Origin of the sequence: Bacillus tianshenii (assembly GCA_020524525.2) — a bacterium.
Classification (GTDB): Bacteria; Bacillota; Bacilli; order Bacillales; family Bacillaceae_N; genus Bacillus_AV.
Window position 1 is genome coordinate 1,526,756 of the sequence record CP129018.1, and the last position, 25,066, is coordinate 1,551,821.

Below are 25,066 nucleotides of genomic sequence, written 5' to 3' on the forward strand. Positions count from 1 at the left end.
TTGCGAACGACTTGCTTGTTAAGACAATTTATTTAGAGCTTGCTCAAGGTCATCCCAAATATCATTGACGTTTTCGAGACCGACAGATAGGCGAATTAATTGATTGCTGATCCCCATTTTCTCACGCTCTTCTTCAGGTACGACCGCATGCGTCATTGTAGCAGGGTGCTGAATAAGTGTTTCTGCATCTCCAAGGCTAACCGCAATTTGGATCATTTCAAGCTGGTTCATAAATGTTTGACATGTCTCCAAGCTTCCGTTAAGTTCAAAAGAAATCAATCCGCTGTATCGTTTCATTTGCTTTTTCGCAATTTCATACTGTGGATTATTCATATCTCCAGGGTAATAGACTTCTTTAACAGCAGGATGTCTTTTCAGCTTATCAATGATTGCCTCTGCATTCTCACAATGACGGTCCATCCGTAGCGGCAATGTTTTCATACCACGCAACAGAAGCCACGCATCAAATGGGCCGAGAATACTGCCGATATCCTTTTGCGTTGTCATGCGTACTTCATCGATAAACTCAGCTTTTCCGACGACAAGACCGGCAACGATGTCACCATGGCCACCTAAATATTTTGTCGCACTATGTAGTACGATATCGCAGCCTAGTTCGAGCGGCTTTTGCAAATATGGTGAACAAAATGTATTATCCACGACCACAGGTATGTTATGTTTCTTTGCAACTTCAGCTACCATTTCTAAGTCGATTAATTTCATCGTTGGATTAATCGGTGTTTCAATATAAATACATGCAGTTTCTGGGCGAATATGCTGTTCGACTTCTTCCTTTGAAGCTAACGCACAAAATTCGTGATCCACGTTATATTTATCTTTAAGAAGCTGTAACAGGCCAAATGTACAGCCATACAGCCCTTTAGAACAAAGAATATGATCGCCTGTCTTCGTCAAGGCGAATAAAATGGCAGATACTGCTCCCATGCCTGAACTGAATGCTAAGCCTTTTTCACCGTTCTCAAGCTGGGCAATTCGTTCCTCTAACACGGTTACTGTCGGGTTTCCAAGTCTTGAATAAATGTAACCCTCTTCTTCACCACCGAACCGTCTTGCTCCTTGTTCAGCTGAATGAAATGCAAATGTGGATGTTTGATACATCGGCACATTTAAACTGCCGTGAAATTTATGAGCATCATAGCCCCCATGAATTATCTTTGTTTCAAAATGGTTTGATTCCTTCTTCATATGGTTCTCCCACCTTAGTATGTAGTTTTTATATTCTTCCCTATCTCAGCATAGTATATTTTAGGAATTTTTGAAAGCGTTTACCTCTGCTTGAAAGCATGATTTTTTTATATTTTTTTCCGTATATCTATTGCAAAGCATCATGTTGTTTGTTATAGTACAAATCAACAACTTCATTAAACAACTTTACTTCATTTTCATGAAGTGAGGATAGAGGTGCAAAGACCATTAGTAGATCATTGGAGGAAAATGAGTTCCAGCGAATATGATCGAAAGGGGGATTTGCCGAAGTGTGCTAAAACTCATAATTTACCACACTGGTTTTGCATTGAATAAGTGCAGGACTGTCATATAGTTTTTACTATATGGAGGGCTATCTCACACGCATTGAATAGTAATATTCATTGCAACAGCGGCCCTTCGTTGTTGCTTTTTTGTTTGCATAAATGCGTGCGATAAAGAATAGGGATAGACCTCTATTCATAGTAAGTCGATGAGCCGAAAAGTAAACGGCAAATAGGCAGTGTGAAAACATCTGCTAATCTCCTTATTCTGTTTTAAATGCCTCTTTGGCGTTTAATACAGTAATAAGGGCATTCAAAATCATGAATAGAGGGTGAATGAAAATGAACTTTGGCGAAGTTTTAACAGCGATGGTAACACCAATGGACACAAACGGTAATATTGATTTTCCACAAACGAAAAACTTAATTAATCATTTAATTCAAAACGGAAGTGACGGTCTTGTTGTCGCTGGTACAACAGGTGAATCTCCGACACTAACAAATGAAGAAAAACTGGAATTGTTTGCATTTACAGTTGAAGTCGTGAATGGCCGCGTTCCTGTTATTGCTGGAACTGGTTCAAACAATACACGCGCTTCCATCCAACTTACACAACAAGCTGAAAAATGTGGTGTTGATGGTATTATGCTCGTTACACCATATTATAATAAACCAAATCAAGAAGGTATGTATCAACATTTTAAAGCAATTGCAGAGGCTACTTCCCTGCCTGTTATGCTTTATAACATTCCTGGACGCAGTGCTGCAGGCTTAACTGTTGATACAATTGTACAACTTTCACAAATTCAAAATATCGTCAGCGTAAAAGAAGCAAGCGGCGATCTTGAAGCAATGACACGTATTATTTACCAAACAGACGAGTCATTTACTTTATACAGTGGGGATGACGGCTTAACGCTTCCAGTTCTTTCAATTGGTGGAGCTGGTGTTGTTTCAGTATCTTCTCACATTTTCGGTAATGAAATGAAGCAAATGGTGACAAGCTATCGCAAAGGCGATGTGAAACGTGCAGCAGCAATTCACCAAGAACTACTTCCAATGATGAAAGCATTATTTATGGCACCTAGCCCTTCCCCAGTAAAAGCTGCACTTCAAATGTATGGGTTAGATGTCGGCGGTGTTCGCTTACCAATGGTTCCATTAACTGATATGGAACGCCAAGCATTGTTTGAAATCATCCGCCCCAAACTAAATGTAGCAGTCAGCTAATTGATTCAAAAATTCCATGTTGATGTCAAAGTCCGCGTTTCTGCGGGCTCTTTTTTTTTGCGAAAAGCGGAGGCGAATCGCTCAGAAACCTTGTTTGCTGGAGCCTTCACGCATAGAGGCGCTCTTTGCCTCGGAGCGGGAAGGTGAAGCAACACAATTTTCTATTCGCGCAGATGGACATAAGAAAAGCGGAGAAAGCCCGCTTAAATCGATCGGCTGGTGGAGCTTCTGACAAAGAAGGTCGGTCTTTACCTTCGACAGAAGAAGCGAAGTAGCCCGACGATTTGGCTTTCGCAGCTAGGTCAAAGGAACACTGGCTAAGAACCTCATGTCCTGTGCGTCAAAAGCGGAGCCGGCTTGCGCATCAGCACCAAGCATAAGACAAGCTTCTTTTTTAATATTTAGACTTCTCTTAATTTTTGTCTTTTGTATGTTATATTAATATATAGTCACGAAATGTTCAATACTTAAAATGAGGTGTGATAGCTTGCTTACTATTGATCAAATCCAACAAGCCAGAAAGCAACTTCAAGGAATTATTCATACAACTCCTCTCGATTATTCAAAGACCTTCAGTGATATCTCCGGACAACAAGTTTATTTAAAGCTTGAAAATCTCCAAAAAACAGGAGCTTTTAAAGTACGCGGAGCCTACAACAAATTAAATGCCTTAACAAAGGAAGAACGTGAAAAAGGTGTCATTGCGGCATCAGCAGGAAACCATGCTCAGGGTGTTGCATTTGCAGGAGCAATCTCGAACGTTCCTGTAACGATTGTTATGCCTGAACGCGCTCCACTTACAAAGGTACAAGCAACGAAAGAATATGGAGCAAATGTTGTTCTTCACGGTGATATTTTTGATGAATCATTAGAGAAGGCTCAAGAAATTCAGAAGGAAACAGGCGCAACGTTTCTTCATCCTTTTGATGATGATGCGGTTATGGCTGGTCAAGGAACGATCGGGCTTGAAATTCTCGAACAACTGCCGGATGTTGACGCTCTCGTTGTTCCTGTTGGTGGAGGCGGTTTAATTTCTGGGATTGCTAAAGCAATAAAAGAAACAAATCCAACTGTTCAAGTAATCGGTGTTGAATCAGAAGCAGCCTCCAGTATGAGCGCATCCCTTCACGCAAAAAAAATAACCCAAATCTCCCCTGGTGAAACAATTGCTGATGGCATTGCTGTAAAGCAGCCTGGCGAAAAAACGTTTCAATACATTCAACAATATGTAGACGAAATTGTTACTGTGAGTGAATTAGAAATCTCACGTACGATGTTATATTTACTAGAACGGAATAAACAAATTGTTGAGGGGTCTGGAGCTGCTGCTTTAGCGGCTCTTCTCTATCACAAATTACCGTTTACAAATAAACGTACGGCAGTCGTAATCAGCGGCGGGAATGTAGACGTGAACTTTATTTCACGCATTATTGAGCATGGGCTTGTAGAAGCGGGGCGGTTTGTTACCTTCTTTACAATGATTCCAGACAGACCAGGACAACTAAACAACCTTCTAAGTATCATAGCAAACTTAGAAGCAAATGTCCTAAGCGTCCACCATCACCGCCAAGGCTCACGTGTAACACCAGGCCTTACAGAAGTAGAGTTTTCTTTAGAAACACGTGACCGCAAACATATTGAAGAAGTTGCTATTGCTCTTATTCATGCAGGGTATGAAGTGAAAGAAAAAATATAATAATCCGTAATTAATAAACCGACAGACCTTTGTTAGCCTGTCGGTTTTGCTTGTTATTCTCCCTGCTCAGTTAAAATAACCGGGCCATCTTTCGTAATTGCAATTGTATGTTCATATTGTGCCGAAAGTGAGCCATCATAGGTGCGGGCCGTCCACCCGTTTTTATCCATTTTACTTTGATATGCACCGATATTGATCATCGGCTCGATTGTAATAACCATTCCTTCTTTTAATCGCTGACCTTTGCCTGCATTACCAAAGTGCGGGATATACGGGTCTTCATGAATGGTTTTGCCAATGCCATGACCTGTAAAATCTCTTACAACCGAAAAACCTTCTGCTTCAACAAAAGATTGAATGGCATGCCCAATATCACCTAGTCGATTCCCAGGTTGCGCCTGTTCAATTGCCTTATAAAGCGATTCTTTTGTTACATCTAGTAAATGTCTTGTTTCATCTGAAACGGTGCCCACTGGATGCGTCCATGCTGAATCTGCCAGGCCTCCCTTATAATTCACTACCATATCGATTGTAACGATATCTCCTTCTACAAGCGGTTCTTCTCGCGGAAAACCATGACATATTTCATCATTTATTGAAGCACATGTTGCAAACTCATACCCTTCATATCCTTTTTGCTCAGCTGTTGCCCCATGCTCTTCTAAAAAGTCTTCAACAAATTGTTCAATGTCCATTGTTGAAATACCTGGCTTAATAATCTTAGCAATTTCCTTATGACAGGCCGCAAGAATCTTCCCCGCCTCTGCCATTAATTCAATTTCTCTTTGAGATTTTAATGAAATCATCGAAATACTCTACCCCTTATTTCGTAAATTTTTTATTGTTAATTATGATTATGCTGTTTTGTCATGTTATTTTACTTTCGGAGTTTATATGACAATCCTTATAAAGCTTAACACGTTCCTTAGTTCATTACCATTTCAGCGCTTTTCGGCCATACAACTTTATACAACAATATACCATTTTTTCATATTTTTGTTATAATTGTAGTAGTGTTTTGTTGAATGGGGGAGAGAATAATTAAAAATCAAAAAGGACTAACGTTAATTGAGTTACTTGCTGTTATTGTCATTTTAGGAGTAATTGCTGCAATTGCTGTGCCTTCTGTCGGAAAAATAATCGAAAATGCAAAAAAAGATGCTCATATTGCAAACGCTACTCGTATAGTTGAGGCAACCAGGCTATATCTCATAAATGAAAATCCTAACTTTTCGCTTTACAATTCTTCTTATGACTACGTAGACATTAAACTCCTTCAACTAAAAGAAAAAGGGTACATGCCAGAAATTAAGTCACCAACCAATCAAAACCCTTATCATCTCAAAGAAACAAAGATTCGAATTGAAAAGCATGCAACAGGGGAAGTAAAATATAGTGTTCGATTAATACCGAGTAGAGATAATGGAAATCATGGAGATATGTATTTTAATGATTATGTTGAAAATTTAAATCGAGATAACATTCAATTAAAAGAATAAAATCCCTGCGCAACTCGCAGGGATTTTATAGGGGAGAATGAATGTGTGTTACACTTTCTTACGGTCTATTATATAAACTCGATAGGAGGACTACCTGATTTCAAATTTCTTATACATGTGTAAGGCTTTCTGCTGCTTTTCTCATTGAACCTGTTTGTTCAAATTGAGAATGCCATGATAATGCTTTTTCCAGCATATGTGGTGTGTGGCCCCCTCGCTTACACGCTTCGTCAAAATAACCTCGAAGTGCTTCACGATAAGATGGATGGGCACAATTTTCAATAATTGCAACAGCACGTTCGCGTGGAGAAAGTCCTCGCAAATCTGCTGCACCTTGCTCTGTTACGATAACATCAACATCATGTTCTACATGGTCAATATGTGGTGAGAAAGGTACAATACTTGAAATGTCACCGTTTTTGGCAATCGATTTTGTCGCAAAAATAGCAATACGTGAATTTCTTGCAAAATCACCTGATCCGCCAATTCCATTCATCATCTTCGTGCCAAGTACATGTGTTGAATTTACATTTCCGTAAATATCAACTTCTAGTGCAGTATTAATTGCAATTAAACCTAAGCGACGAATAATCTCCGGGTGATTAGAAATTTCTTGCGGTCTAAGTACGATTTTATCCTTATATTCATCCAAGTTGTTAAACACGCGTTCCATACAATCTGGAGATAAAGTAATCGAACAACCTGATGCAAACGATGCTTTCCCTGAATCCAATAGTTCAAATACAGAATCTTGTAAAACTTCAGAGTAAATTTCTAGGTTTTCAAACTCTGAATCAACTAATCCGTGAAGAACAGCATTCGCAACAGACCCAATCCCAGATTGGAGCGGCGCTAAATTGTTTGGCAAACGTCCGCTTGCTACTTCATCCTTCAAAAATTGAATCAGGTGTTCGGCCATCATTTTCGTTTCCTCATCTGGTGGAATGATATTAGACGGTGAATCTGGCATATCGCTTAAGACGATGGAAACAATTTTTTCAGGGTCAATTTTGATTGCTGTTTCACCAATGCGATCGCTTACATTTTTAATTGGAATCGCTTCACGCTCACCTTGTTTCGGCATATTGTAAATATCATGCATGCCTTCAAATGCTTCCGGCTGAGCCATGTTGACTTCAATAATCACTTTCTTAGCACATTCCATAAAGATATTGTTGTTTCCGACACTTGTTGTTGGAATGATATAGCCTTCTTCTGTAATGCCTGCTGCTTCAATCACCGCCACATCAATGGCTGGTAAAGCACCTGAGCGGATTTGTTCTGCAATTAATGAAAGGTGTTCGTCTGTAAATAAAACCTCTCCCTCATTAATTGCTTTCCGCATTGTTCGATCTACCTGAAACGGTAAGCGCTTTCGAATTAAGCCTGCCTTTGTCATTAAACCATCTAAATCATTACCGAGTGACGCCCCTGTATAGACATCTAATTTCATTGGCCGTTGCTTCGCATAATCCACTAATGCTAATGGAACTGATTTTGCATCACCAGCTCTTGTGAAGCCACTTAAACCGATAACCATCCCGTCTTGAATATGGGTTATGGCTTCATCAGCACGGACTACTTTCCTTTTCAATTGTTCATTTCGAATACGCTCTAATGTCATGAGAACCCCCCTGTTCAAATGAAGAACTGTCTGACTATAAAGTAACAGGAATTTTCAAAACATTCGCGTTGTTTTCTTTAAAATACAAAAATGAGCGATATCCGACAATTTTACAATTTAAATGATTGATTCATACAAAACCCCTTTCAAGTTAACTGAAAGGGGTTTTGGTTAAAAGCCTAGCAAACGTCTAAACGTGCTGGCATATCGTTGACTGACAGGTACTTTACTGTTCTCTTTGTCGTCCACTAACAATGTAAATGTGGAATGAAAATTCGGATGAATCTCTAGGATGGAAGAAATGCGAATAATAAAAGCTCGATGACAACGAACAAATTGATCAATCGGCAGGCGAGCTTCAAGCTCTGTTAAATTAAATTTATTTTGAAAAATGCCTTGCTTACTATAAATCAATGTCTTTCCGTTATTTGATTCAATGTAGTAAATATCGTTAAATGGAATAGGAATCCAGCGGTCTTCACCTTTTCCGATTAAAAAAGGCTGACTTTGAGCGAACTGTTGTCTTTGTTTCGGTGGTGAAATAATCGTAATAAAACCTTCAAGATGATTTTCTTCAATAATTGGGTAGCTTGTTGCATAATAAGGGACTCCGAAAATACTTTTCTCAACAAGCCTTGATGATTGCTGACGTGCCTTTAATGCTTCGTAAGTGACGGTACCTTCTCTTAAATCCTCACCTGGTTTTAAATGAATATCAATTTTTTGACCGGGTTGATAATAGAGAAACTTTCGCTCATCTGCAATCGCAAACGCAGCATCTTTTGGAAGTAAATTTGAAATCGTCTTGGCAATTAGTGTGCATGATTGTCTTTCCATATGACATTCCCCTCAAAATCTGGTTTGTATTGTCTATAAGAATATCAAAAAATTGAGTTTTTGGAAAAGACTTTACTGAGAAAAATGTGGTTTCAACGAATACTTTGATATGTAAACGATATCACTTCTTGTTTTGCATCATGATAGGCTTTCTGTAGCCCGATTTTTTCAATTGCACTTTTATCTATCATTTTATATGGCAAATCTACAACAGGCGCATGAACAAATGGTGAAAATGACAGCCCGACTGTTGTCTCGTTTATAAAGGCTGGCTTAATTGTTTCTTTATTATTCCACGAAAATGTTTGTGCAAATCCGTTTCGAAACCAACTGATTTCTTTTTCCTTTGCGCAATTTGGTGGGTTAAGACAAATATAGAGGGAAACATTATCAAAAAATTGAAGTAATTTAAAATGAAAAAGTACTGCTTCATCTTCTTCAGTGATTTGTTCTTTCTCTGCAAGCCTTTTTCTTCTGTTCGCTTCATGATTTAAAAAAGGCCTTACGCGTTCATCCTCTTCCATACCCGCGAAAAATGAAGCATAGTGCATACTGCATAAAAAAGCCGCATAAAGACTTTTCGCTTCAACCTCATCAATCCCTTGTATGTACGCTTCGACTTTGGGCTCGAGTGGATAGTGCTGAAAGGAAACTGGTTTCATATTCTCCTGATTCAATAAAGGAGCTTCATCTAGTGGAATCCATGCTCTGTCATGCTCTGTAATGGCAATTACTACTTCTTCTTTCCGCTCCAGTCCATGAAAGTAGTCATCTTTTACATGCTTTGCAAGCTCTCCTGAAATAATTGAATGATCATATTGTGTGACAAGCCTGACCCGTTCCTCTAAATCAAGTACAATCATTGAAACTCCTCCATTTAATTGGTTTTATATACATTTCCTAAAAAATACTTAAATTCCTGCCTTCATTTCGAAAATAAACCGTTGACGTTAATCGTCAACGGTTTATTTAGAATCATCGTAATCATAACGGAATCCATCCTCTAAAGGTGGTTGTTGCGTTTCGGATAATCTCAATAATAAACGGTGGTAGCTTAGTGCTTCATCATCACTGGCCCGTTCCACAGCAGTATGAATTGCTTTTTTGATTAGTGCTTTCTCTTCTTGGTTTAACTGCAATTGCATAAGCAAAACCTCTTTTTTCTTTTTAGTGTGCCGACTTATATGACGATTTATGTAAGTTCAAATGTGCGCGCAATGTGGGTGAAAATTTGTGTTCGATATAACGGTTTTTCATTCCATAATTGATGCAATGCTTTGTCAATTAAGAGGATGTCTGCGTTTGGGAACTTTTTCTTTAAAGCGTTCATATTATAACGCCAATCCACAGTAGTATCACCCGTTCCTTGTAGGATAGTAATGCATTTTGAACTTTGAGGCAGCGTTTCAAACCTTTCTTGCCATTGTTCTAGGGCATCAAGCCATGTAAACGGTATATATGTCGCTTGAAGTGGATCTTTTTTTACAAAGGTTAAATACGATTCATGATGAGAATTTCTTTTAAAGGTGCGCTTGATTTGATTTGCAGCTACAGCAATTGCTCGCTTGCCAAGCATAGAGGCGTGCCAGCGATATGAACGAACAAGCGGAGCCAAGAGTACAACTTTATTGATCGTATCTACTGGCTGTGACAATAACAAATCGACAACCGCCGCTCCCCCAGTGCTATGAGCGATAATATCAAGCGGTTTATCGATCGTAGAAATGACGTGTTGTAAATGTGTAATATAATCTATAAAGGATTCAATATGAGCCGCTTCACCAGATGATAACCCATGGCCGACAAGATCAAATGTGTAAACCTCTACTTCATGTTGCAGTAGAAATGCGATCATTTCTCTTAATTGCCCTGAGTGATCAAGATAACCATGAACAAGCAGTACGGCCCTCTTTGCATTAGAGGGTTGAAAGCGTTGCAGGAAAAGCTTTTCATTGCCACTATTGATATACTCTGCTTCATGCTCCACTTCAAAGTCCAATCCGTAAAAGTCTCGATATGCTTTAAGCGTATGGTACTCTACACCATTTGTACGAATGTCTTCAACCACTTTTTTGAATGTCATTTTCCCAGCTCCAACTCGTTATTCATGACAGCTTAAATACGTTTTAAATACTTTTGTCTTCTTAAACTCTTTCCACTCCAACTTCACGTCTTCCCCATCTGCTGACCAGCCCATTATTTCAAAATAGTTGTGATCGAAGTAAACGTGAGTAAACCCATGTCTCATCCAAAATGGTTGTGAATCATTCCATGCATCTAAATAAATATAAAAATGATGCTGCACAGCATACTCTTTAATTTTCTCTACAATGACAGAACCAATACCTTCTTTTCTTCGGTTTCTTGGGAATCTGAGCAAGCCTATAAACAACACATGTTCATCTTCATCAAAGAAAATATCTAAAACGACATTTGCACAACCAAAGCCTGGGTCGCACATTAACTCATTAATTTTTAAGAAAAAACGTCCTTCTTCCTCTGTTACCTTTGCCTTAAGTTCGTGTTCATCTAAAATTTCAATAATTTCATCAAGGGTTTCCTTAAAACCTGTTAACATACCATATCTCCCCATCTCATTTGGTTTCGTTGGATCAATTTATCTCATAACACTTCCGCCTGAGAGCTTAACAGATTCTCCAACAATATTTTCAGCTGCTTCTGACAATAAGTAGATAATCGTGTTCGCAACCTCCTCTGGCTTTGTTATTCTGCCAGAAGGCATCGTTTCATGAACCTTTTCCCATTGTTCTTCAAAGCTGCGTCCTTCTCGCTCTGCTTTTCGCTTAATAGCTGCAATGCCCATTTCAGTTTCGACAAATCCTGGGCAGACAGCATTCACACGAATATTGCTCCGAATTGCTTCAAGAGCAAATGATTGTGTAAAACCTATTAACGCAAATTTTGAAGCAGCATAAGCTGAATTGCCATACGTTCCGCGCAATCCAGATAACGACGAAACATTTACAATTGCACCTTTTTCTGTTTTCTTCATTTCTTCATATACACGCTGTGTTAATAAAATAGTTGCTGTATAGTTCAGCTCCATAATACGTCGGATGTCTTCTTCCGTAAGCCTTTCTAATACTGTCCCTCCTGCTATGCCAGCAGAATTCACAAGACCTGTAATAAGGCCGTTATGTTTTACAGCGTCTTCCACAAGGGAATCCCGTTCTTGTTTATTTGTTAAGTCAGCTGATAAAGGTGTGACAGTGATATTTGGAAATGTCTTATTTAACTGTTGTGCTAAATCAGCTAATTTCGCTTTATTTCTTCCTGTAACTGTGACAGATGAACCTGCTTGAGCCGCAGCAATGGCAGTTGCTTTCCCAATTCCGCCTGTTGCTCCGGTGATTAGAATATGTTGATTCATTAAAGCCTGATTACTGAAAATATTCACGCTTCTGCCTCCTTATAGGATGAAACCTCTTCTCCACCTTCATTGTATATCCTTTCCAACCTCATTAAAAGATTTGAATCCCTCATTTACTGTGACGATTTTTCAAAACCTATACTCGTCTTTTTCCTTAAATAATAGTGCATCAAACCCACGTATTCCCATTATATACATTGACTGAAGTGGAGATAGTAAGTAATGCTTCATGATTACAACTTGGAGGGAACCATATGGCTAAAAATAAGCGTGAAAAGAAACAGCAAGCACCTGCTCCGAAACGATTACTAGCTGAAGAATTTGGAAATGAATTTATGGAAGCAAACGCAAGCAAAAACTTCCAAGAAGACGACCGCAAAGCTGAAAAACGCTAACGAAAATAAGGAGGCATACGCAAAATGCGAATGCCTCCTCTCTTTATTGATGATTATTTTGAGTTGGTTTCCGTTTTTCAGCAGACATGTCTCTTGCATGCTCACGTTCAAGTGTTTCCTCTGCTTCTGGCGGTAAGTGGTTGTTTTTCTTCGGCTGCAAGCGATTTCGCTGCTTTTTACCCATATTCATTTCCTCCCTTTGAAAACTTTCATACAGGTAGCTTTCTCACATGGAAAAAAGTTTATGCAGTTATGAAAGCGCAATATGAATCGCTGCAAATAGAAAGACTAATACAAATGAAGTGATGTGAAACATTCGGACAATGGAAGAATTCAATTTATTTGTTAAGATACTACCGAATATAGCTGACAAAATTAATGCAATAACCGCCCCAATCCCAACGTACTCTCTAAACTCCAGCTCTCCTTCAGCTAAAAACATTAACACACCATGAAAGATGGATAATGAAAGAGCAAGTATACCAAAGCCAACATGCCATTTTTTAAAGAACAATAAGAAGTCACGGTATTGTTTCTTATAATTGCTGAAGTTGTTCATAACAACAGGTGCGAGTCTTTTTAAAGGAAAGAAAAGAACTGCTCCACCGACAGATACCATTCCTGCCCAACCAATTAACTCACCTGTTTCTTCAACCACTTCATTTTCTTCCTCTTCTTCCCCTTCGTATTCATGTTCTTCATATTCGTCATCATCAGCAAAAACTAATTGTGATGGGAAAACAAACATCCCAGCAATGAAACAAATAAATATAATTGCAATATACTTTTTCACGCTTTCTCCACTCCTACTACAGAGGTATTTTTACACTAAATGTTGCACCCGAGCCTTCGACACTTTGCACCTCAATGGTCCCTTTGTGTGCTTCAATTATCCACTTCGCAATTGACAAACCAATCCCATTCCCGCCATTCTCACGTGTACGAGCTTTATCTACTCGATAGAAGCGGTCAAATACATACGGAAGTTCTTCTGCTGGAATGCCTTTGCCGGTATCTTTTATGCGAATCATAGCATGTTGATCGGTTGTGAAAGTTGTGATGTTTACTGAACCACCTTCTACATTGTATTTCATTGCATTGTCAATAAAGATAAGCAGAGCTTGGTGAAGTCTTTCTTTGTCAGCTGTTATATGGACTGACTGTGAGCTATCATATTCGAGCAAAACACTTTTTTGTTCTGCAATAGGCTGCAGATTCTTAATCAAGCGCTGTAGCATATCGACAACATCTATTTTTTCTTTATGCAAAACAGATGATGGTGAGTCAGTCCGGGCGAGGAACAGTAAATCTTCGACAAGCTTTTGCATACGATTAACCTCGTCATAACAATCATCAAATACTTCCTTTGAAAATGGCTCAAACTTGTTTTTTTCTTCTGCTGCCAATACTTCAAGAGAAGATTTCACAATGCTTAAGGGGGTGCGCAGTTCGTGAGAGGCGTCAGCTGTAAATTGTTTTTGCTTATCGAATGCTTTTTGAATCGGAACCATTGCTTTACCAGCCATATAATTAGCAATAAACGCTGCTATAAGCAGAAACACTAACCCGACAACAATTAGCAAAAGCAATAACTGATTTACAAGCTTTAATTGAGGGGTTATATTTGCACCCGTATAGATTGTCCCAATAAACTCCCCATTTTCAAAAACAGACTGAGCTGTTAATAAGAATTGAAGTTTCTCATCTTGATATGTGATGGTTTCATATTGAATGTCTATGTCAGACGGGCTCCAACCATTCACAACTTCAAGAAGCTTTTCCCGAACTTCAGGTAATATCTCATCTCCTTCTATAAGCGTTCCATCTTTGGCAACGATATAGTAAAATGTACGGGCGCCTGGCACGTAATCGACCTCTTCCTCCTCGTCTTCCTTATGGTAATACCATTCCAACAGCTCTTCACGATGGTCTGCCAATTCATGATTAGCAAGCTTACGTAAGCTTTCCTCTTGGTCAAACCGGAGCAGACCTTGTAAGCCAATATAGACAATGACACAAAAAAACGCGAAAAGCACTCCCATTACAATTAAATATAAGAATGTTAATTGTTTACGAATTTTGTGAAACATATGGCGTCACCAATTTATAACCAATTCCCCGTATATTTTGTATACAACGTTCATCGGCATCCTCGATTTTCTTTCGCAGCAGACGGACAAGTGCATCAAGTGAATTGTTTGTTACTATCGCGTCAAACCCCCAAATGCGATCAATAAGCACTTCACGCGGCAGCACTTGATTCTTATGCCGCATGAACAGTTCAAACAGCTGATATTCTTTCGGAGTTAATTGTACAAAAACCCCATCCTTCCAAACTTCTTTCGTTGTAAGGTTAAGTGAAAGCTGGCCACATTGAATGCTTTCTTCTTGGATCGTTTGTGTCCCGCGACGAGAAAGCGCTCGAATTCTTGCAAAGAGTTCCTCAAACTCAAATGGTTTTACGAGATAATCATCTGCTCCTGCATCAAGTCCATATACACGATCTTCGACAGCATCCTTTGCGGTTAATAATAAGATTGGTTTTGTAAAGTTTTCTTTTCTTAATTTTTGACAAACTTGGATACCACTTAAACCCGGCATCATCCAATCAAGAATAACGAGATCATATCCTGATGATTGAATATAAAAGAGTGCGTCTTCTCCATTTGCTACCCAGTCAACGGAATGGTTTTCTTTTTTCAACATATGAACAATTAACTTCGCTAAACGTTGGTCATCTTCTGCTACCAATAGGTGCAACTTCTTCACCCTCTCACTCACATATTAAAGGAGCTTACAATTAGCATAAGCACCTTTTCTGAAAAATAAATGAAAAACGTCCATTCGCATACTAAAAACCACGAAGCACGCAGCTTCGCGGTTCTAAACATTTAATGAATTTGTAAACGGTTCATGCTTCGCAAAATAAACGATATTATGCTGGCGGAAAGAATGTTTTATACTGTGGTCTTTAACTGAAGAAAAATGCTTCTGAAGCTTGGCATGTAAAAACTTTGAATGTGCTCCACTTGTATAAGTTACACATCCACCTTGCGATAGTCGAGACTTAACAACCTGCATACCATTATCTCCATATAAACTGCGGCTGTTTTCAAAGATAAGCCAATCAGGGCCTTTTTCTACATTTAAACAAATCATATCAAACTGTTCTGCAGAACCTTGCAGGTACGTCGTTAAATCAGCTTGTACGACATGCAATTTGCGGTTGTTTAAAGCGTTTTCATTTAAATCAGCAAAATATGTACGATTCCAATTAATAATTTCTTGTTCTTTTTCAACAACGATTACTTCGTTAATCTGTTCATTTTTTAATACTTCAGCAGCTAAGAAACCAACACCTAAGCCGCCAATCAAAACACGCTTTGGATGCTTAACTTGTAATAACGCATCATGTATAAACGAACAATGAGATTTTTCATTATACGTTGCTGTCAAAAACAACCCATTTGAAATAATTTCAAAGTGAGGGCCACGCTTTTGAAGTTGCAGTTCGCCTCTTTCCGTGGAACACCGCTCGAGAACCTCCAGCTTAATTCCTTTTCCCACCTAATTCACCTCATATATTCATTGAATTTTCCAACAATATTATACATGATAAAAGGCCTGTATTTTCACATATTTTTCATAAAGATGTGTCTTTTATGCGTCAATTTTATAAAAGCTCAGTCGTTATGTATGGTTTTCTGCTAAAGAGTCAAGATTTTATCCAACATATTTCTTCAAAATTCGATCAATTGAGGGACCATATGATTCACCAAACATATTCAAATGTACAAGTAAATAATAAAGTTGATAAAGCTCTTTTCGCTCTTTATATTCTTTTGAAAGCGGAAAAACACGCTGATAGGACTCATAGAATTCCCTGGAGTATCCGCCAAATAATTCCGTAAAAGCAAGTTCAAATTCATGGTCACCATATAATACAGAAGGATCAATTAAATACGGCTCCCCTTTAGCACCAGCAAGCCAATTACCACTCCATAAATCCCCATGAAGTAAACTCCCTTTTGGACATTCAGGTATCCATTTTTCTAGACGGTCAAGAAGCTTATGAAGTTGTTCATGCCTCTGCCCACGGATTAGTCCCTGCTCAACCCCAAGCCGCACTTGAGTGGCTAAGCGTTGTTCACGATAATAGGTACACCAATTATTATACCAACCATTCTCTTGGCGTAACTTTCCAATATACGTGAAATCATCATAACCAAAATGACTTTTTGTCTGAAGGTGCATCTTTGCTAGTCTTTCTCCAAGCTTAACATCCGTGCTTTTATTTGGTGCCCCATTAATCCATTCTAACCAAAGCATCGGACTATTTGTTTTGACAACTCCATACACATTTGGCACGTTAATTGTATTCGTATCTGCTATTAATTGCAGTCCACGAGCTTCTACTGTAAAAAATTCCTTCTCCACTTCTTTATTTAATTTAACGAAATATTCCTGTTCTTTTGTTCGAACATAAAAACTCTCATTAATATCTCCACCTGAAACAGGATGAATAACTTCAATTTCACTTTTATCTCCAAGTTGTGCCGCTCCGTTAATAAAGTCCACTTTCATTTCCTCATCTCCTTTTCACTAATTTATACTTTATCTAAGCAAATAAACGCAAATGTCGTGAAGAGCACATGGGCGTAATGAAACGACAAAAAAATCCTTACTTCTCGATAAGAAGTAAGGACCATAAGGGAATGAGATTTATCGTGTATCCATCGCTGTCGAAACGATGGGCGCACACCAGATGTCATTTATGAACGGAAAGACAGCGCATCACCTTTAATATAGCTGGTGATTTTGCTTATCGAGATGTTCGTCTCAGATGCAATTTCAATCGCATTCGCATAAGGTTTTTTCGACAAATATTGACGAATTTTCCAATAATCTGAACGCTCTGCCTCATAACAAGTTGGACAAAGCATTGCTTGTAATTGACCACTAATTCGCCCACATTCATCACAAAATCCGCTTGAATTCAAGACGACTTCACCCCTTCCTGCACGTCCACATTTCGAAACATTTCATTGTTACCTGTATTTTACTAAAGAAAAAAATGTTCGCTAAGGGTCATTTGCAGGAAGTTTAATCGTTCTTTAGACCTCTTTTCATTAATTTTTTACAATAATTTTAAATTTATTAGGACTTTAGATTAGTTGCTTTAACTATAATCTTTAATTAATCGGTGTAACTCACCTTTTAGATTTGGAAGTTCATCTGCTGTTAAGCGTATACGTAATTTTGTTTCATCCATATCAAGCATTTCGCTAAACAGTCCACCCAGCCCTTGAGCTCGGCGGTCAACTTCCATCCAAACATCGAATTCATTTTCAGAAACAGCTAAGAAAATGACCTCTAGTTCATCAAGCTTTCCTCTAAATTCCCCGCGGTACGGAATAAATTCAAACTCTTGCACGAACGGCAGCCGGCTTCCAAGCATCTTAGGGGCAACTTCATTCTCTGCTTCTTGTAATTTGAACCCAAGCTCATCAAGTGCTTCAAAGAAAGCAGACATGTATGGATGTGGTTCCACACGAATATAATCACGGTCGCTTGGGTCGACAGCCATCTTTATATCTAAGCCCGTTTGAACCCATACATGTGAACGGCCTATGGAAACAGGTGTGCCTAATGGCAATTCAAAAGAAAAAGGAATCTCCTTCACTTCATCTGGTGCAATTGTAAACGGATTTGTTACTTGGTAACGTCCGATCACACCTGTCTCTTCTACTTTATCATCATCCACTTCCCGTAAATACGTGGTATTAAGTGACAGATAAATCGCATCAATATCTTGTGCGACACTGCCCCCGCGAATCACAACCTTACCTGTGATATCACTTCCTGCTCGAAGAATATCCTGCTCAAGCTGTGTATCTACCTCTGCTGCTCCGACTCCTATACTTGCGAACATTTTTTTAAAAAAAGACATTTTCATTCTCCTTCCATCTGTACATGCTTCTCTAATCTATTCGATATGAAATACGATTTTCTTTGATCAATGTTTCATTTTTTTGTATTTTTGTTGTTTCATTCAATTTAAAATCCTAAAAAAAGGCAAATCAATTGTAATAATGCTCAATATTCTTAAAATATTAAGAATTTATAAGCGATTTATAAGCTTTTCATCCTTATCTGTGCTTAGCAGAGGTCAGTGGCTTTAATAAGCTTATTTAGCGTTTAAAGCAATTTGATTCTCTGTTAAAAGCACGTTAGCATTAATCTATAAGAAAAATAAACAACAAAGAATATCAAGTCATTATAAAAACTTATCACCAAATTGTTTGTATCACTATGAACGAAAATGAAAAAAGTTTCGTTTTCGTTCAGCGTGGTATGAATAAAAAGAATAATCTCTAACTATTATTTTATAGGAGGTGGATTGATGAATAGAAAGCAGGCTGTATTAGAACGTACACAACAAACTGACTTCACATTTGAAAAACCTTCTGTAGATGATGGTGCAAAAATGTGGCAGCTTGTCGTCGATTCAGGTGTTTTAGATGAAAACTCTCCATACAGTTACTTGATGATGTGCAAATTTTATCAAGATACATGTATTGTAGCGAAAAAAGATGATGAAATAGCAGGATTTGTAACAGCATTCAAACCGCCTGAAAAAGATGATGCTGTTTTTGTATGGCAGATTGGTGTTTCCCAAAAGTTCCGAGGCAACGGATTAGGAACAAAAATTTTAAAAGCACTTCTAAATAGTGAAGCGTGTAAAGATGTAAGCTATTTGGAAGCTACTGTTTCACCTTCAAACATACCTTCCGAATCGTTATTCCGAGGCATGGCTGATAAGTTTGAAACAGATTGCGAAGTGACAGGATGTTTCAAAGAAGATGATTTCCCTGGTGATGAGCATGAATCTGAGCGGTTATTCCGCATTGGACCTATTAAGAAATAACTGAACAAAAACCCTTTTATACCCATACCCAAAAGCACGAATTAGAGAGAGAAGCAGGTAGAAAATTTTATTGGAGGTTTTGACATCAACATGGAATTTTTGAATCAATCCGAAGGCTTAAATATTTTTGAAAAGTATGAATCAGAAGTACGCTCTTATGTTCGCAGTTTCCCAACTGTTTTTACAAAAGCAAAGGGCTGCAAAATGTGGGACGTAGATGGTAAGGAATATATTGATTTCTTAGCTGGCGCTGGTGCGCTAAACTACGGTCATAATCCAGATGGAATGAAAGAAGCTTTGCTTGATTACATCAAAAACGATGGTGTGACACACAGTCTAGATATGGCAACAACGGCGAAAGAATACTTCTTAAAACGCTTTAACGAAGTTATCTTAAAACCGCGTGATCTTGATTACAAAATTATGTTCCCAGGTCCTACTGGAACAAATACAGTTGAAAGTGCATTAAAACTTGCTCGTAAAGTGACTGGACGTTCAAACGTAATCAGCTTTACAAACGGCTTCCACGGTATGACAATCGGCGCACTTTCAGTAACAGGAAATTCTTTCAAGCGCCAAGGTGCTGGAATTCCGCTAACAAATACTACATCAATGCCTTATGATAACTTCATGAGCGATGATTTCGACACAGTGGAGTATCTCGAGCGTTACCTTGAAAACAATGGGAGCGGCATGGATAAGCCAGCAGCAATAATTTTCGAGACAGTCCAAGGTGAAGGTGGTATTAACGCATCCCGCTTTGAATGGATGAAGCAAATTGAACAAGTTTGCCGTAAGCATGACATCATGTTAATTATTGATGATGTGCAAGCAGGATGTGGACGTACAGGTACATTCTTTAGCTTTGAACCGGCTGGAATTGAGCCTGATATTGTATGCCTATCGAAATCGATCGGCGGATATGGTCAGCCGTTTGCAATTACGCTTTTCAAACCGAAATATGATATTTGGAAGCCAGGCGAGCATAACGGTACATTCCGTGGAAATAACTTTGCTTTCATTGCAGCTGCAGAAGCAATGAAATATTGGGAAGACGGCTCTTTTGAGCAAGGAATTAATGACCGTGCAAAAATCGTTTATGATTTCTTAGAGAAAATTGTAAAGGAATATCCTGAATTAAAAGGTGAGCATCGCGGACGCGGCCTTATGCAAGGAATCGCTGTTGGTGTAGACGGACTTGCAGATGAAGTTTGTGCTGAAGCATTCAAACGCGGCTTAATAATGGAAACTTCTGGACCGAAGAGCGAGGTATTTAAATTATTCCCTCCGCTTAACATAGAAGTGAAAGACCTTGAAAAAGGATTAAGCATCATTGAGGAATCTGTTAAAGCTGCAGTTAAAGAACCTGTAAAGGCCTAACCAATATACAAACTAATTGACTTATCCAAGGAGGAAACCAAACATGAAAATCGTAAAATTAGACGAGGTACAAAACTCTGACAACACAATCGAAGGCGGCACATGGACCAGCAGACGCCTACTTCTTAGAAAAGACGGCATGGGATTCTCCCTTCATGACACAGTGATTAAAGCAGGTACTGAAACACACATTTGGTATCAAAACCACCTTGAAGCAGTTTACTGCATCGAAGGTAAAGGTGAAGTTGAAACATTGAAAGATGGTAAAGTGTATCCAATTGAAGCAGGTACTGTTTATGCACTAGATGAGCATGATGAGCATCTACTCCGTGGTGAAACTGATATGCGTATGGTATGTGTATTTAACCCACCAATTACTGGAAGAGAAATCCATGATGAAAATGGCGTATACCCATTAATTGAAGATGACGAAGAAGAAGTAAGCAAGTAAATAAAAGAAGTGCGGCTATAATAGCCGTACTTCTTTTATTTTGCTTCATTATGAGTTTGATAAATGGTTTCATACAGCACTTTGGCTTCGCTATTTAATCGTTTGCGATATGTCTCATCCTCTAGGAGCCCTAAATTTTCTTCTATTAGATTTCTTGCTCTTCTCCAGCTGAAATCTTTACAGTAATCATTAATCGATTGAATAAGATGAAGGCGTCTGCGTTCCTCCATTGCTTTTTCAGCTTCTAATTTCCGCTTATGGTGGTGATTCACAGGATCTGCTTTTTTTACTTGATCATTTGCTTCATTATTTGCTTGTGCTTGCTTTTTCTTTTCAAAATCTTTTACGACATGTTCCAATAAGTTTAATGCATTTGTGCTAAGGAGCTTTCTTTTCTCTGGTGTGATCAATGTATCATAATTTTTTTCAATTAAAATCCGTGCATGGCCCCACTCCCCACTTGCACAGTGACGCTCAATGTTAAATAGTAACGTTCGAAAATTCATCCCTTTTCCCCCTTTTATTTACAGTGGAAATGCACGAAAACCCTTTCCAATATTACAATATACCTACTACTTTCCATTATAGCAAATTTTTATTACTTGCTTTTTATTTTTTAAAATAACTTTGATTTGCTGATCTTTATTTTTTGAGATATGATTAGAAAACAGTTTACCTGTAGCAGTTCGTAAAATCCTGCTCTACCAAAACTAGGAGGAATTTAATCATGAGCGAATATTATTTACCCCGTTCAGGGCCAATGCCACGTCCTGAAAGTACGAAGCAAGGACGTGAAGTATTAAAGCAAGAAGCGTTCCCTGCACCTAACGTACAAGAAGTAAAATTTCGAGCACTTGAGTTTACAGCAGTTTGTCCGAAGACTGGACAACCTGATTTCGGTAAAGTTGAAATTTCTTATATCCCAAATAAAAAATGTATTGAATCGAAATCATTAAAGTTTTATTTATGGTCCTTCCGTAATGAAGGAGCTTTTTGCGAATCATTAGCAGCAATGATCGCAGATGATATCGTTTATGCGATTGCACCGAAACGCGTTCAAGTCACGGTCTACCAATCCGCCCGTGGCGGTATTGAACTAGAAACAACTGCTGTACGCGACTAGCAGCTACCGGCGTTGCCGATAGCTGCTTTTCTTTTTGACAAGTTTTAGACAGCTTTTGCATAATACTTGTCAATAAAACCCCTTCACGATAAGATGTGTTTGTACCTTTTATAAGAAAGGATTCAACTAAATGAGGCGAATAAGCAATGAAAATAACCTTATCCTCGCATGGATCGCTGCTCTTACGGCTACTGGTGGCAGCCTTTACTTCTCAGAAGTTATGCAGTATATTCCGTGTGAACTATGCTGGTATCAACGAATTTTAATGTACCCAATTGTCTTAATCCTTGGAATGGCCATTGTAAGAAAAGATTACAAAGCAAGCATTTATGCACTTTTATTAAGTGGAATTGGACTTGTCATCTCAATTTATCATTATTTAATCCAAATGGTACCTGCCTTTCAAGAAAAAGGTGGCTCTTGCTCGCTAGTTCCTTGTAATAGTACATACATCCAATGGTTTGGCTTTATTACGATTCCGTTTCTAGCGATGACAGCTTTCATTATCATTATTGCAGCAACATTTTCAGTTTGGCGAAACGAAAGGAGTAAATAAAACATGAAAAAATTGCTTATCTTTGGAGGGGTAATCGTTGCGCTTTTTGTGCTCCTCGGCGTGTTAACGAACATGTCGAACTCCCAAAAAGCAGAAAATAACCCTTTTGGTAAGGATGAATTACATCCAGAAACAGTGAAACAGCTGGATGATCCGAATTACGGTAACTATATTCTTCCTGATGAACTTCAAACTAAGCTAGACAATAATGAAGATGTAACCGTATATTTTTATAGCCCTACTTGTGGGCACTGTAAAAAGACGACGCCTGTCTTAAAGCCAGTTGCCGATGAATTAGGTGTCGATATGAAAATGTATAATGTGCTTGAGTTTGAACAAGGCTGGGATGATTATGCGATTGAAGGAACGCCTACTTTAATTCATTTTAAAGACGGTAAGGAAGCCTATCGTATTTCCGGCTATCATGACGCAGAAACATTCAAAAAATGGTTTGCTCAATTTCATGAAAAAGAATAAATGATTTGAGATTGCTTTTTAAGGCAATCTCTTTTTTTAATGTAAACAAGCAAATTACACAGCTTACTTCATATGTTAAAGAAGGAGAGTTTGATTTTAAGGAGGAAGTGAAATGACTGATGAAGAAAAACGCAAACCTTTTTCTAATGAACAACTGAATCCTTTGATAAAACAGCTGGATGAGTTTTTCCAACAACGACCTGTACGTACTATGCTAGACTCAATTGATTCATTTTTTCATCAAGCTCCTTTCAATGCGACATTTCCTGTAGATATGTATGAAACAGAGCATGATATTGTCATCAAAGCAAATATTCCAGGTGTAAACCGAGAGCAAATTACAATTGAACCGATGTATGATATGATAAAAATTTCGGTCTTAAATAATGAAATAGTTGAGGAAGAAAATGAATTAAAAAGCTATTACAAACGGGAACGAAGAGTCCAGAGAATGGAACGGATTATCCCGCTTCCCTTCCCAGTTTCAGAAAAGAAAACAACGGCTTCTTACCAAAATGGTATTCTTACAATCCGAACACCGAAACAGCAGCGTAAAAAACGAACAATTGAAATTGATGAATAACGCCAACACCCCGCTTTTATAATGATAAAAGCGGGGTGTTGTTATCTTAACTGGAAGTTAAATTGACGCTGATCAATTTGTCCTTCTGAAGTAAATGTTTGTTCTACAAGGTGGACTTTGCTATCTTTATTTATCTTTAAGACTGTCGATGCTCTTGTACCGTAATCAGGTGAAGTAATAAAGAGAGGTGACAATCTCCGTTCCCACTCTACCCCGACACCAGTTTGAGGAAGAAGCTTATCAGGAGCAGGCTCAGCGTTTGAAAGTACTTGAAACAATTCTTCGTCCTTACAGCCTGTTCTTATCGCTTTCTTAAGTCCCGACTTTCCTTTCTCAACTTTAGGCCATGGCGTATCAAGCAGGTGATTACTTAGACCATATATACCTGCTTTCAATGGTATTAATTGATTGTCTACATTCGAATACACCATGAGATGATCATCTGAACCGAATAATACATTATAACCAGGAAAGTCAGCTCGCTCACTTTTTAATTGCTCCCCATATTCTTTTGTAGACATCTTTCCTTTTAAAAATCGGGAAACAATTTCACCACGTGAGCGTAATTTCGACTTTTCATTTGGATTTCGATAATTTGTTAATGCGGCAAACCGCCCTGTTTTTGTAATACCCATCCACGTACCATGCTTCTCTAAGTCTCTTCCAGCAAGTACATATGGGGCATCTTCCCAATAATGAACAGGAGCTGTTGGCCGCTTATAAAACTCATCTCGGTTTGCTGCTACAATGAGGGGATATGTTTTATCAACTTGATAAGCTAATAAAATCAAGCACATATGACATCGTCCTTTGTATACGTTTTCCTCATTATAACAGGTAAAAACTTTTTCTTAAAAAACCTAACTTGATCAGTGCTTCACATTAATTTTTTTATTTATCTTCTAGAGCAAGGATTAAGTCCATTTTCTTTGTTGCGTCAATAAGCGTGCATAATTCAAGCGCCATTTTCATGCCATACATATTGAATTGCCCTTCAATTACAGTCGGAGGTGTAATATCAATTGTGAAACCTTCTTGTTCAATGAATGTAGCAAGGTTTCCACCAATCATATTTCCAAGCTCTCCTGTAAATGATGGGAGCATTTCCCCTTCAATCGGCATTCCAAACATTGATTGACCGATATGACTGCACGTTTCCTTCTCGCTCCGCAAAATGAGCCTTCCTCGTAAGTCTCCAGTAATACCAATTAATACACCGATATCATTTTGGATAACCGGCTGTGTCACAAGTGTTGGCTTTTTTAATTGAATATCCAACGGGATAACTGCTTTCATTGATTTAATCGCACAATTCATAATATCTGTGATCTGCTTTGTAGCTGTCATACCAATTCCCCCATCCCCAACATACATGTTTATCTTTTTTATACACATTTTCTATTTTA

The 25,066-nt window shown here is 38.4% G+C and carries 31 protein-coding genes and 1 riboswitch; of the genes, 11 read left to right on the forward strand and 20 right to left on the reverse strand.

Annotated features, from left to right (window positions below; all coding sequences use genetic code 11):
• Positions 1–18: 18 nt before the first annotated feature.
• A complete protein-coding gene (gene megL, locus LC040_07675) occupies positions 19–1,206 on the reverse strand; it encodes a methionine gamma-lyase (protein ID WLR52762.1) in 1,188 nt (395 codons plus the stop codon).
• A 203-nt stretch (positions 1,207–1,409) separates the two neighbouring features.
• Positions 1,410–1,590: riboswitch (Lysine riboswitch) on the forward strand.
• 242 nt (positions 1,591–1,832) lie between these two features.
• Between megL and dapA the strand changes: the two genes are divergently transcribed.
• Both dapA and ilvA read left to right on the forward strand, forming a co-directional pair.
• Positions 1,833–2,720 carry a 4-hydroxy-tetrahydrodipicolinate synthase gene (gene dapA / locus LC040_07680; GenBank protein ID WLR52763.1) on the forward strand — a complete coding sequence of 296 codons (888 nt, stop codon included), beginning with the start codon at positions 1,833–1,835 and terminating at the stop codon, positions 2,718–2,720.
• Between the two features lie 487 nt (positions 2,721–3,207).
• The gene (gene ilvA, locus LC040_07685; GenBank protein WLR52764.1) at positions 3,208–4,416 is read left to right on the forward strand and encodes a threonine ammonia-lyase; all 1,209 of its coding nucleotides are present in this window, start codon (positions 3,208–3,210) and stop codon (positions 4,414–4,416) included.
• A gap of 53 nt (positions 4,417–4,469) precedes the next feature.
• On the opposite strand, the gene map is transcribed toward ilvA, so the two are convergent.
• On the reverse strand, positions 4,470–5,222 hold the full coding sequence (gene map / locus LC040_07690; protein WLR52765.1) for a type I methionyl aminopeptidase: 753 nt from the start codon (positions 5,220–5,222) through the stop codon (positions 4,470–4,472).
• A gap of 219 nt (positions 5,223–5,441) precedes the next feature.
• Between map and LC040_07695 the strand changes: the two genes are divergently transcribed.
• The gene (locus LC040_07695; protein WLR52766.1) at positions 5,442–5,915 is read left to right on the forward strand and encodes a type II secretion system protein; all 474 of its coding nucleotides are present in this window, start codon (positions 5,442–5,444) and stop codon (positions 5,913–5,915) included.
• Positions 5,916–6,024: 109 nt separating this feature from the next.
• On the opposite strand, the gene LC040_07700 is transcribed toward LC040_07695, so the two are convergent.
• The 7 genes from LC040_07700 to LC040_07730 all read right to left on the reverse strand — a co-directional run bounded on the left by LC040_07700 (position 6,025) and on the right by LC040_07730 (position 11,794).
• A complete protein-coding gene (locus LC040_07700) occupies positions 6,025–7,539 on the reverse strand; it encodes an acetyl-CoA hydrolase/transferase family protein (GenBank protein WLR52767.1) in 1,515 nt (504 codons plus the stop codon).
• Between the two features lie 171 nt (positions 7,540–7,710).
• Complete coding sequence (locus tag LC040_07705; protein ID WLR52768.1) at positions 7,711–8,376, reverse strand: LytTR family DNA-binding domain-containing protein; 666 nt, start codon at positions 8,374–8,376, stop codon at positions 7,711–7,713.
• A gap of 92 nt (positions 8,377–8,468) precedes the next feature.
• A complete protein-coding gene (locus tag LC040_07710; GenBank protein WLR52769.1) occupies positions 8,469–9,239 on the reverse strand; it encodes a DUF3891 family protein in 771 nt (256 codons plus the stop codon).
• A 102-nt stretch (positions 9,240–9,341) separates the two neighbouring features.
• The gene (locus LC040_07715) at positions 9,342–9,521 is read right to left on the reverse strand and encodes a hypothetical protein (protein WLR52770.1); all 180 of its coding nucleotides are present in this window, start codon (positions 9,519–9,521) and stop codon (positions 9,342–9,344) included.
• A gap of 47 nt (positions 9,522–9,568) precedes the next feature.
• The gene (locus LC040_07720; GenBank protein ID WLR52771.1) at positions 9,569–10,459 is read right to left on the reverse strand and encodes an alpha/beta hydrolase; all 891 of its coding nucleotides are present in this window, start codon (positions 10,457–10,459) and stop codon (positions 9,569–9,571) included.
• Between the two features lie 18 nt (positions 10,460–10,477).
• Entirely contained in the window at positions 10,478–10,954 is a 477-nt protein-coding gene (locus tag LC040_07725; protein WLR52772.1) for a GNAT family N-acetyltransferase, read from the reverse strand.
• 39 nt (positions 10,955–10,993) lie between these two features.
• Positions 10,994–11,794, reverse strand: coding sequence for an SDR family oxidoreductase (locus tag LC040_07730; GenBank protein WLR52773.1), 801 nt, complete (start codon positions 11,792–11,794; stop codon positions 10,994–10,996).
• A 227-nt stretch (positions 11,795–12,021) separates the two neighbouring features.
• Here LC040_07730 and LC040_07735 point away from each other — a divergent pair, with 227 nt between their 5' ends.
• Positions 12,022–12,162 (forward strand): hypothetical protein, encoded by a 141-nt coding sequence (locus LC040_07735; GenBank protein WLR52774.1) that lies wholly within the window; start codon positions 12,022–12,024, stop codon positions 12,160–12,162.
• A gap of 43 nt (positions 12,163–12,205) precedes the next feature.
• Here the strand turns inward: LC040_07735 and LC040_07740 are convergent, their stop codons facing one another.
• The 8 genes from LC040_07740 to LC040_07775 form a co-directional block, all read right to left on the reverse strand.
• Positions 12,206–12,346, reverse strand: coding sequence for a hypothetical protein (locus LC040_07740; protein WLR52775.1), 141 nt, complete (start codon positions 12,344–12,346; stop codon positions 12,206–12,208).
• 66 nt (positions 12,347–12,412) lie between these two features.
• Complete coding sequence (locus LC040_07745) at positions 12,413–12,955, reverse strand: hypothetical protein (GenBank protein ID WLR52776.1); 543 nt, start codon at positions 12,953–12,955, stop codon at positions 12,413–12,415.
• A gap of 16 nt (positions 12,956–12,971) precedes the next feature.
• Positions 12,972–14,252 (reverse strand): ATP-binding protein, encoded by a 1,281-nt coding sequence (locus tag LC040_07750; GenBank protein ID WLR52777.1) that lies wholly within the window; start codon positions 14,250–14,252, stop codon positions 12,972–12,974.
• On the reverse strand, positions 14,233–14,922 hold the full coding sequence (locus LC040_07755; GenBank protein ID WLR53226.1) for a response regulator transcription factor: 690 nt from the start codon (positions 14,920–14,922) through the stop codon (positions 14,233–14,235). Before LC040_07755 ends, LC040_07750 begins: the two co-directional genes overlap by 20 nt.
• A gap of 123 nt (positions 14,923–15,045) precedes the next feature.
• Positions 15,046–15,729, reverse strand: a complete 684-nt coding sequence (locus LC040_07760) for a spermine/spermidine synthase (GenBank protein ID WLR52778.1) — start codon at positions 15,727–15,729, stop codon at positions 15,046–15,048.
• A 156-nt stretch (positions 15,730–15,885) separates the two neighbouring features.
• A complete protein-coding gene (locus LC040_07765) occupies positions 15,886–16,746 on the reverse strand; it encodes a fructosamine kinase family protein (GenBank protein WLR52779.1) in 861 nt (286 codons plus the stop codon).
• Positions 16,747–16,934: 188 nt separating this feature from the next.
• Positions 16,935–17,162, reverse strand: coding sequence for a winged helix-turn-helix domain-containing protein (locus LC040_07770; GenBank protein ID WLR52780.1), 228 nt, complete (start codon positions 17,160–17,162; stop codon positions 16,935–16,937).
• A 179-nt stretch (positions 17,163–17,341) separates the two neighbouring features.
• Positions 17,342–18,112: a sporulation protein gene (locus LC040_07775; protein WLR52781.1), complete on the reverse strand. Its 771-nt coding sequence runs from the start codon at positions 18,110–18,112 to the stop codon at positions 17,342–17,344.
• 453 nt (positions 18,113–18,565) lie between these two features.
• On the opposite strand from LC040_07775, the gene ectA reads away from it, so the two are divergent.
• From ectA to LC040_07790, 3 genes are all read left to right on the forward strand, one after another.
• Positions 18,566–19,090, forward strand: coding sequence for a diaminobutyrate acetyltransferase (ectA, locus tag LC040_07780; protein WLR52782.1), 525 nt, complete (start codon positions 18,566–18,568; stop codon positions 19,088–19,090).
• A gap of 90 nt (positions 19,091–19,180) precedes the next feature.
• Positions 19,181–20,470 (forward strand): diaminobutyrate--2-oxoglutarate transaminase, encoded by a 1,290-nt coding sequence (ectB, locus tag LC040_07785; GenBank protein WLR52783.1) that lies wholly within the window; start codon positions 19,181–19,183, stop codon positions 20,468–20,470.
• 43 nt (positions 20,471–20,513) lie between these two features.
• On the forward strand, positions 20,514–20,921 hold the full coding sequence (locus LC040_07790) for an ectoine synthase (protein WLR52784.1): 408 nt from the start codon (positions 20,514–20,516) through the stop codon (positions 20,919–20,921).
• 35 nt (positions 20,922–20,956) lie between these two features.
• On the opposite strand, the gene LC040_07795 is transcribed toward LC040_07790, so the two are convergent.
• On the reverse strand, positions 20,957–21,427 hold the full coding sequence (locus tag LC040_07795; GenBank protein ID WLR52785.1) for a hypothetical protein: 471 nt from the start codon (positions 21,425–21,427) through the stop codon (positions 20,957–20,959).
• Positions 21,428–21,648: 221 nt separating this feature from the next.
• Here LC040_07795 and queF point away from each other — a divergent pair, with 221 nt between their 5' ends.
• The 4 genes from queF to LC040_07815 all read left to right on the forward strand — a co-directional run bounded on the left by queF (position 21,649) and on the right by LC040_07815 (position 23,660).
• On the forward strand, positions 21,649–22,044 hold the full coding sequence (gene queF / locus LC040_07800) for a preQ(1) synthase (protein ID WLR52786.1): 396 nt from the start codon (positions 21,649–21,651) through the stop codon (positions 22,042–22,044).
• A gap of 130 nt (positions 22,045–22,174) precedes the next feature.
• Positions 22,175–22,600, forward strand: coding sequence for a disulfide oxidoreductase (locus tag LC040_07805; GenBank protein WLR52787.1), 426 nt, complete (start codon positions 22,175–22,177; stop codon positions 22,598–22,600).
• Between the two features lie 3 nt (positions 22,601–22,603).
• Positions 22,604–23,077, forward strand: coding sequence for a thioredoxin domain-containing protein (locus tag LC040_07810; GenBank protein ID WLR52788.1), 474 nt, complete (start codon positions 22,604–22,606; stop codon positions 23,075–23,077).
• Positions 23,078–23,189: 112 nt separating this feature from the next.
• Positions 23,190–23,660 carry an Hsp20/alpha crystallin family protein gene (locus tag LC040_07815; protein WLR52789.1) on the forward strand — a complete coding sequence of 157 codons (471 nt, stop codon included), beginning with the start codon at positions 23,190–23,192 and terminating at the stop codon, positions 23,658–23,660.
• Between the two features lie 41 nt (positions 23,661–23,701).
• Here the strand turns inward: LC040_07815 and LC040_07820 are convergent, their stop codons facing one another.
• Entirely contained in the window at positions 23,702–24,457 is a 756-nt protein-coding gene (locus LC040_07820) for an NRDE family protein (protein WLR52790.1), read from the reverse strand.
• A 94-nt stretch (positions 24,458–24,551) separates the two neighbouring features.
• Positions 24,552–25,007 carry a chemotaxis protein CheX gene (locus LC040_07825; GenBank protein ID WLR52791.1) on the reverse strand — a complete coding sequence of 152 codons (456 nt, stop codon included), beginning with the start codon at positions 25,005–25,007 and terminating at the stop codon, positions 24,552–24,554.
• Positions 25,008–25,066: the final 59 nt, after the last annotated feature.